Consider the following 7,579-nt stretch of genomic DNA (forward strand, 5'->3'; position numbering starts at 1 on the left):
ATGAAATTATCAAAGCGCTTATTTATATACTGAGGCAACATGTATTACTTTTGCTTTAAATTATAATCACATTCTTCAGCAATTGGATCCTAACTTCGTTTGCCATTTCCATAATAATGTACGGTTTTCCCTTTTCCCATCTATATACTTTGGAAATGAGATTATATTTTTCTCCATGAAAATATCCCCTTCAAGTATAGTGTAACATTCCACATTGAAAATGTAGTTTTTCACACTATCTCCTTTAAGGGGATAATCAACCTTTATTATTTATTAACTCGTGCTGCTTTTTCTCGGTTTAAAACAAAACCATTTCGATTTTTAAGATGCATCTTCAAACTGACTATTGTATAAATCCGCATAAAATCCTTTTTCAGCAATTAACTCTTCGTGATTACCACTTTCAATAATATCTCCGTCTTTCATAACCAAAATCAAATCGGCATTTCTAATTGTTGAAAGTCTGTGTGCAATAACAAATGATGTTTTACCCACCATCAATTTATCCATCGCTTCTTGAATAAGCGCTTCAGTACGAGTGTCAACGGAACTAGTAGCCTCATCTAAAATAAGTAACGGTGCTTTTTTTACCATGGCCCTTGCAATAGTAAGCAGCTGTTTTTGCCCTACAGATAAGCTCGCTTTATCATTTAAAGCTGTATCGTAACCTTTAGGCAAAGTTCTAATAAAATGGTCCAAACCTACTGCCTTACAAGCCGCAACTACTTCTTCATCAGTTACTTCTACTTTGTTATAAATTATATTTTCCTTAATCGTACCTTCAAATAACCAAGTATCTTGCAACACCATACAAAATAGATCATGAACATTTTTACGAGTAATCGAATTAGTCGGTACATCCTCAATTTTTATTTCACCGCTATCAACTTCATAGAAACGCATAAGGAGGTTAACAAGCGTTGTTTTCCCTGCACCGGTAGGTCCAACAATTGCAACTTTTTGGCCGGCTTTGATATGAGCAGAGAAATCTTTAATAATAAGCTTCTCTTTCGTATATCCAAACTTAACATTTTTAAATTCCACATTACCTTTGACATCATTGGCATTTAATATAGTTTCTTTGTCACTTTCGTCTTCAAGCTCATCTTCGTCTAAAAATTCAAATACACGTTCGCTTGCTGCAGCAGTTGACTGCAAACTTGTTGCTGCCTGTGCTAACTGAGACAATGGCTGTGTAAATAAACGAATATAAACCATAAATGAAACGATAACACCAAATGTAATGGTACCTTTCATCGCTAGTGTAGCACCTACTACACAAACAACAACATATCCCAAATTTCCAATAAAGATCATAAGGGGCATCATCATCCCTGACATAAACTGTGATCTCCACGCACTTTTAAACAAGCTTTCATTGATTTTATTAAATTGTTGCTTCGCTTCTTTATCGCCGTTATAAACCTTCACTATATCATGCCCTGAGTAAATTTCTTCAATATGCCCATTCATTCTACCAAGGTCTTTCTGCTGGCGTATGAAATATTTTTGTGATTTGGATATGATGAAAATCATTAATACAAATCCAACTGCCGTTGCAGCAATAGCCGAAAGTGTCATCGTAACATTAATTGAGAACATCATAATTAAAGACCCTAGGAACATAACGACCGCTGTCACTAACGAACCAACACTTTGATTTAAAGTCTGACCAATCATATCTACATCGTTTGTGACACGACTTAATACATCTCCATAGGTCGTAGAGTCAAAATATTTTAATGGTAATTTATCGATTTTGTCAGCAATATCCGTACGTAATCGTTTGGATACTCGCTGAGTAATAGTGGCCATAATAAACGACTGAATATAGCTGAAAATAAAACTCAGTCCGTACAAAATAGCAAGAAGTAGAGCAATATTTCCTATTGCTGTAATATCAATCTTACCTGCCATACCCTCCGTAATTAAATCAGTTATTTCACTAAGCATATTGGGCCCAATGATAGTAAAAATGGTTCCTACAGCTGCCAATACAAGCGCAAAGACAATCGCTGGTAAATACGGTTTACAATAGGCAATTAACTTTCCCCACGGCTTTTTAAAGTTCTTTGGCTTTTCTCCAGGAGCTACCATTCCTCCTGGGCCACCGCTACTTTTTCGAGGACTATTTGTTTGATTATTACGCATTTCCCAGCTCCTCCTTCGATAGTTGTGAATAGGCAATTTCCTGATAAGTCTTACAAGTTTTCAACAATTCATCATGTGTTCCCATACCTACTATTTTACCTTCGTCAAGAACGATGATTTTGTCAGCATCTTTAATCGTTCCAATTCGCTGTGCTACAATCAAGGTCGTCGCACCTTTCGTTTCTTTTTTCAAGGTAGAACGAAGCTGACGATCTGTTTTATAATCTAGTGCAGAGAACGAATCATCAAAAATAAAGATTTCAGGATTTTTGCTTACTGCTCTTGCAATAGAAAGGCGTTGTTTTTGTCCCCCAGAAAGGTTTGTACCGCCTTGGGCAATAGCAGCATTATATTCGCCATCCATTTTTTCTACAAATTCTTTTCCTTGGGCAATTTCCACCGCTTTTTTGATATCCTCATCTATCGGCAAGGTTTGGCCGTTATCACCATATGCCACATTGGATTTTACTGTACCTGAAAATAATACGGCTTTTTGAGACACATAACCAAACTTATTATGAAGGGCTTCTTGTGCATACTCTTTTACATTGATCCCGTCGACTATAACCTCTCCCTCAGAAACATCATAAAATCTTGGAATCAAATTAATCAGCGTACTTTTGCCACTACCAGTAGAGCCAATAAAAGCGACAGTTTCACCTTTATGTGCCGTAAAACTAATATCTTTCAAAACATATTCTCCTGCGTCAGGATATTTAAAGCTCACATTACGCAGTTCGATTTCACCTTCAACTCCCTTAGGCGACGCCTTCATCTCCCCATCCGTAATTGTCTGAGGGGTATCTAACACTTCATTAATACGTGCTGCAGATACTGAAGCACGCGGCAGCATAATAAACGTCATCGCTAATAACATAAACGCCATAACGACCTGCATTGCGTAAGACGAAAATACTACCATATCACTGAACAAACCGATTCGATCCATTCCACCTGCATTCATAATCAAATGAGCCCCAATCCAATAGATAGAAAGAGTTAAACCTGACATAATTAGACCCATACCCGGCTGCATAATGGCCATCAGGCGGTTCACCAAAAGATTTGTATCTGTTAAATCTTCATTTGCTTTTTCAAATTTTGCTTCTTGATACTCTTGTGCGTTATAGGCATGAACAACACGAATACCAGTTAAACCTTCTCTTGTTACTAGGTTCAGATTATCTGTCATTTTTTGGACTACTTTAAATTTCGGTAGCACAAAGATGATAATGCTGCCTATCATTACAAGCAAAGCAACGACTGCTACTCCTGTTGCCGCTGACCATTCCCAACTTTTACCTGTAATCTTCAAAATGGCCCAAACCGCAAGGATAGGAGCTTTAATCATAACTTGAAGACCCATTGCAACAGTCTGCTGTATTTGCGTTATATCATTAGTAGAACGAGTAATAAGACTTGCCGTTGAAAAACCATTAATTTCTTCCATAGAGAAAGATAACGTTTTGTTAAATACCCCTTTTCTCAATTCTTTTGAAAGGGAAGTTGCTACTCTCGCCGCAAAATAACCAACAACAACTGATAAAATCATACTGCCGAGAGCACATAAAAGCATCTTTCCTCCTGCTGCCCATATCTCGCTCGTTTCACTACCCTTCGTCTGTACAAGGGTTGTAATTTCAGACATAAAATCTGGTAGCTTCAAATCTAACCACACTTGACCTGCAATGAACACAATACTAGCAACAATAAGTATCCATTCTTTTTGTTTTAAGTATTTAAATATTTTCAACATATTTACATTTCTCCTCATTTTTCGATAATATGCCAATGATATTGTGAAAAATAATTCTAAACAGAATTACCTTTTTAAATCCCTCACTTTTTTTTGTGGATATCATTTAATTTTCCACCCTTTTATAGAGCCCTTTTTTTAGTAATGAAATTTCTAAAGTATAGTTTTCCACCGATTCATCGAATGGTATTTCCTTCGCAAAATTTTGAATAAGATTGTGAAAAGTCACCGCCGTGATAATCTTCATAACATGAAATATTTCTCGTTCTTCTGTAATATTTAATTTTTCTTTATTTATTAAGACCATGATTTCGGACAATCTATTTTTATGATTATCCTCGTTCATATTTCGAGTAAATGTATTTTCAACTTTATAATTCATATTTAAAAAGGCATTTCTAAAAAAATTTCGATTTTCTAGGTTTTTGAATTTTTCTAGCATATATTGGTACAATTCAATATATGAGTCAAATAAATCACCCTCATTTTCTTTTAATATTGAAATGAATTTTTCATTATCTCTTTTAGAATGATCATTTAATAAAAAGAAGAAAACATCTTCTTTATCCACAAAATATTGATAAAAACTTCCCCTCGGTATTCCAGCGTCTTTAATAATATTAGAAATCGATGCTTCGAATAACGGAACTCTTGAAAATTCTTTCATCGCTGCCTGAATTAATAGTTCTTTTTTTTCTCTTTCTAAATTAAAAAATGTTTGTTTAGGCATTGTTATTCCTCCGATCAAATAAGTGACAACGTGTCACAATTAGGCGTAATCCAATACTATACGACAACGTGTCATACGTCAACGGAAAAATATGACACGTTGTCATACTTATTTAATTATTGTTTATCGGGAATCGCCTCATCTTTTTTATTTCTTAATACATAGAGTACCGAATGATAAAGAGACATATACTATAAAATATAACATCTGACACTACGAAGATTTAATGTATAAATCAATGTAACGTTTTATTTCTATCTTAATTTCACTTTAAAAATCCCAATAATAAAGAGGCCCCTCATATAGAGATGGCCCCATTCCTACTTATGCTTCTACCTTCAAATCGTTTAGTGAAACGACATCAGCAAACGCTCGAAACACTACGTTATGATGCTTCACAATGTCTTCAGCACGTAACACTTCTGTATCAAACGTACTATGTGCATCACTCACTAACGTTACTTTATACCCTTCACTAAACGCTCTTCGCGTTGTCGTATCCACACAGTACTCTGTTTGCATCCCTGAAATAATAACGTGTTCAATTCCTTTTTCTTGTAACACTTCGCCTAAGTTTGTCTTATGGAATGAATCTGGCGTCGTCTTTTCAACGATACTGTCCCCTTCTTGCGGAGCAATCGCCGCATGTATTCCCCAACCATCTGTGCCTTTTTCTAACGGATGACCTTTAGGCCCGTTATGTTGGACATAAATAACCGGAATATCATTTGAACGACATTCTCCAATAAGTTCTTGCAATGTTTGTAAAAACTTTTCCCCATTATGTACTGACATTCCAGCTGTATACATCCCCGCTTGCACATCAATTACAATTAATGCTTTTTTCATTTCGCGCAGCTCCCTTTGTTTGTATTCCATCATCCAACAATCTTCTAATTTCCCCTCATGCAGCTCATGTTCCTTTAATATCTTCACCTTTTTAAATCCGCATTTTTTATAACAGTTTATCGCGCGTTCATTATTTACTTTCGGATCCATTGCGATTGCTTCTGCTCCTGCGTTCTCCATAATATATGTAATTGCTGCCTGAACGAGTTTCGTTCCAATTCCTTTTTCCCAGTAAGTTGGCTCTCCAATAAATTGATCCATTCCCCATATATTTTGTGATTTTTCATAGCCATATAATGTTTTCCACTCAGAATCAACTGGATACATTTGAATGTAACCAATCGGCATTTCATCAAACTCTATTAAACATCTTTTTTCATGACTATTTGGATTATATATAAAATGATCAAGTACCATTTCTACAGATTGCGGATTATCTCGCCCTTCGTAATACTGCAGTACTTCTAGGTCTGTTAACCATTTTGAAATAATTGATGCATCCTCTTCTTTTACGTACCGAACCGATAGATTATCTTTTTGAAATAACATATAGTACCTCTTTTTAATTATTTATATTTTTTCTTGTTGTAAAATCTTTCATTGCCTCTAGATAGCGAAACCATGTCCGTTTCCATATAGGTTGTGCATTCTTTAATGTATCAGCCATCTAGCATCCTACTTTAAATATCCATCATATTGATTATACACTTTCTTTATTTTATTTGTTAAAATTTTCTATATAATCAATATTGTTTTTGGGAATACATTATGTCTAATCCTATACTTAAATCAACTTTAATCATTCTTAGAGGAAACTCCGCAAGTGGTAAAACAACAATCGCAAAAGAACTACAAGAACATTTCGGACAAGGTACACTTTTAGTATCACAAGATGTTGTACGTAGAGATATGCTAAGAGTCCACGATACGATAGGGAACTTATCACATGATTTACTATTTGAAATTACGAAGTATGGAAAAGGGAAATGTGATTTTATTATTTTAGAAGGTATTTTAAACAGTCGTAGATATGGTGATATGCTGAAAGAATTAATACATTTTTTTGAAGGAAACGTCTATACATATTACTTTGATTTATCGTTAAAAGAAACGATTCGACGACATAACACAAGGGACAAACGACATGAATTTGGTGAGGATTCCCTATAAAAATGGTATACTCCGCACGATACAATTGAAGTTACCAGAGAAGCTATTTTTACAGATAACTTGACGCAAAAAGATATATTTGATGCGATTCTTAATGATGTTGTAATACGAAAATAAGACCGACAGAATATGTCAGTCTTATTTTCGTTATGTACTTTATATTTCAGTTTTTATAATTGAACAATCTTTACATATGAAAAAATAAAAGCCAGTCTCAATAAAGAGAACTGACTTCTATCTATAAAAATATATGTATTATAGAATTTTCACTTTAACAGTTTGTCTTCCCCAATTCATAGCCTTACTTTTTGAACCCATTAAAACATCAATGCGATTTCCTTTAATTGCACTTCCCGTATCACCAGCGATAGCTTCTCCATAACCTTCTACCCATACTTTAGATCCTAAAGGAATTACTTTCGGGTCAACTGCGATAATTCTCATATTCGGATTAGCCGTTAAATCATGCCCCATCGCAGTTAAAACGCGTCCACCATATGTACCATTTTCACTTGGATCAGCAGTATATGCTGTCGCTACTACCGTTAATTCACGTTTAGCAGACTGTGTGTTATTTTTAGACTCTTCTTTTGCTTTTGCTTCTTCCTTAGCTTTTGCTATTTCTCTTGCTTTTGCTTCTTCCTTAGCTTTTGCTATTTCTCTTGCTTTCTCTTCTTCTTTAGCCTTCGCTATCTCTCTTGCTTTCTCTTCTTCTTTAGCCTTTGCTATTTCCCTTGCTTTCTCTTCTTCTTTAGCCTTTGCTATTTCTCTTGCTTTCTCTTCTTCTTTAGCCTTTGCTATTTCCCTTGCTTTCTCTTCTTCTTTAGCCTTTGCTATTTCTCTTGCTTCGGCCTCTTCTTTAGGCTTTACTACCTCTTGTACTTTCACTTCTTCTTTAGGCTTTGTTACTTTTTGTACTTTCG

General features: G+C 35.1%; 5 protein-coding genes and 2 pseudogenes. 1 reads left to right on the forward strand and 6 read right to left on the reverse strand.

What is annotated here, in order from left to right:
* Nucleotides 1-321: 321 nt before the first annotated feature.
* The 5 genes and pseudogenes from ABH961_RS09835 to ABH961_RS09855 form a co-directional block, all read right to left on the reverse strand.
* On the reverse strand, nucleotides 322-2,151 hold the full coding sequence (locus tag ABH961_RS09835) for an ABC transporter ATP-binding protein (protein ID WP_088096761.1): 1,830 nt from the start codon (nucleotides 2,149-2,151) through the stop codon (nucleotides 322-324).
* Complete coding sequence (locus tag ABH961_RS09840) at nucleotides 2,144-3,907, reverse strand: ABC transporter ATP-binding protein (protein WP_098047776.1); 1,764 nt, start codon at nucleotides 3,905-3,907, stop codon at nucleotides 2,144-2,146. The genes ABH961_RS09835 and ABH961_RS09840 overlap by 8 nt, the downstream gene beginning before the upstream one ends.
* A 106-nt stretch (nucleotides 3,908-4,013) precedes the next feature.
* The gene (locus ABH961_RS09845; protein ID WP_098721252.1) at nucleotides 4,014-4,637 is read right to left on the reverse strand and encodes a TetR/AcrR family transcriptional regulator; all 624 of its coding nucleotides are present in this window, start codon (nucleotides 4,635-4,637) and stop codon (nucleotides 4,014-4,016) included.
* 324 nt (nucleotides 4,638-4,961) lie between these two features.
* Nucleotides 4,962-5,486, reverse strand: a complete 525-nt coding sequence (locus tag ABH961_RS09850; protein ID WP_240514573.1) for a cysteine hydrolase family protein — start codon at nucleotides 5,484-5,486, stop codon at nucleotides 4,962-4,964.
* Between the two features lie 15 nt (nucleotides 5,487-5,501).
* Nucleotides 5,502-6,035: pseudogene (locus ABH961_RS09855) on the reverse strand (GNAT family N-acetyltransferase); the annotation flags it as partial.
* A gap of 219 nt (nucleotides 6,036-6,254) precedes the next feature.
* On the opposite strand from ABH961_RS09855, the pseudogene ABH961_RS09860 reads away from it, so the two are divergent.
* Nucleotides 6,255-6,773, forward strand: a pseudogene (locus ABH961_RS09860) (kinase).
* Between the two features lie 138 nt (nucleotides 6,774-6,911).
* Here the strand turns inward: ABH961_RS09860 and ABH961_RS09865 are convergent.
* Nucleotides 6,912-7,579: 3D domain-containing protein (locus ABH961_RS09865; RefSeq protein WP_404519309.1), on the reverse strand; the 668-nt coding region annotated here is incomplete at its 5' end.

The sequence above is a fragment of the Bacillus sp. RC251 genome (assembly GCF_044908765.1).
In the GTDB taxonomy this organism is placed as follows: Bacteria; Bacillota; Bacilli; order Bacillales; family Bacillaceae_G; genus Bacillus_A; species Bacillus_A wiedmannii.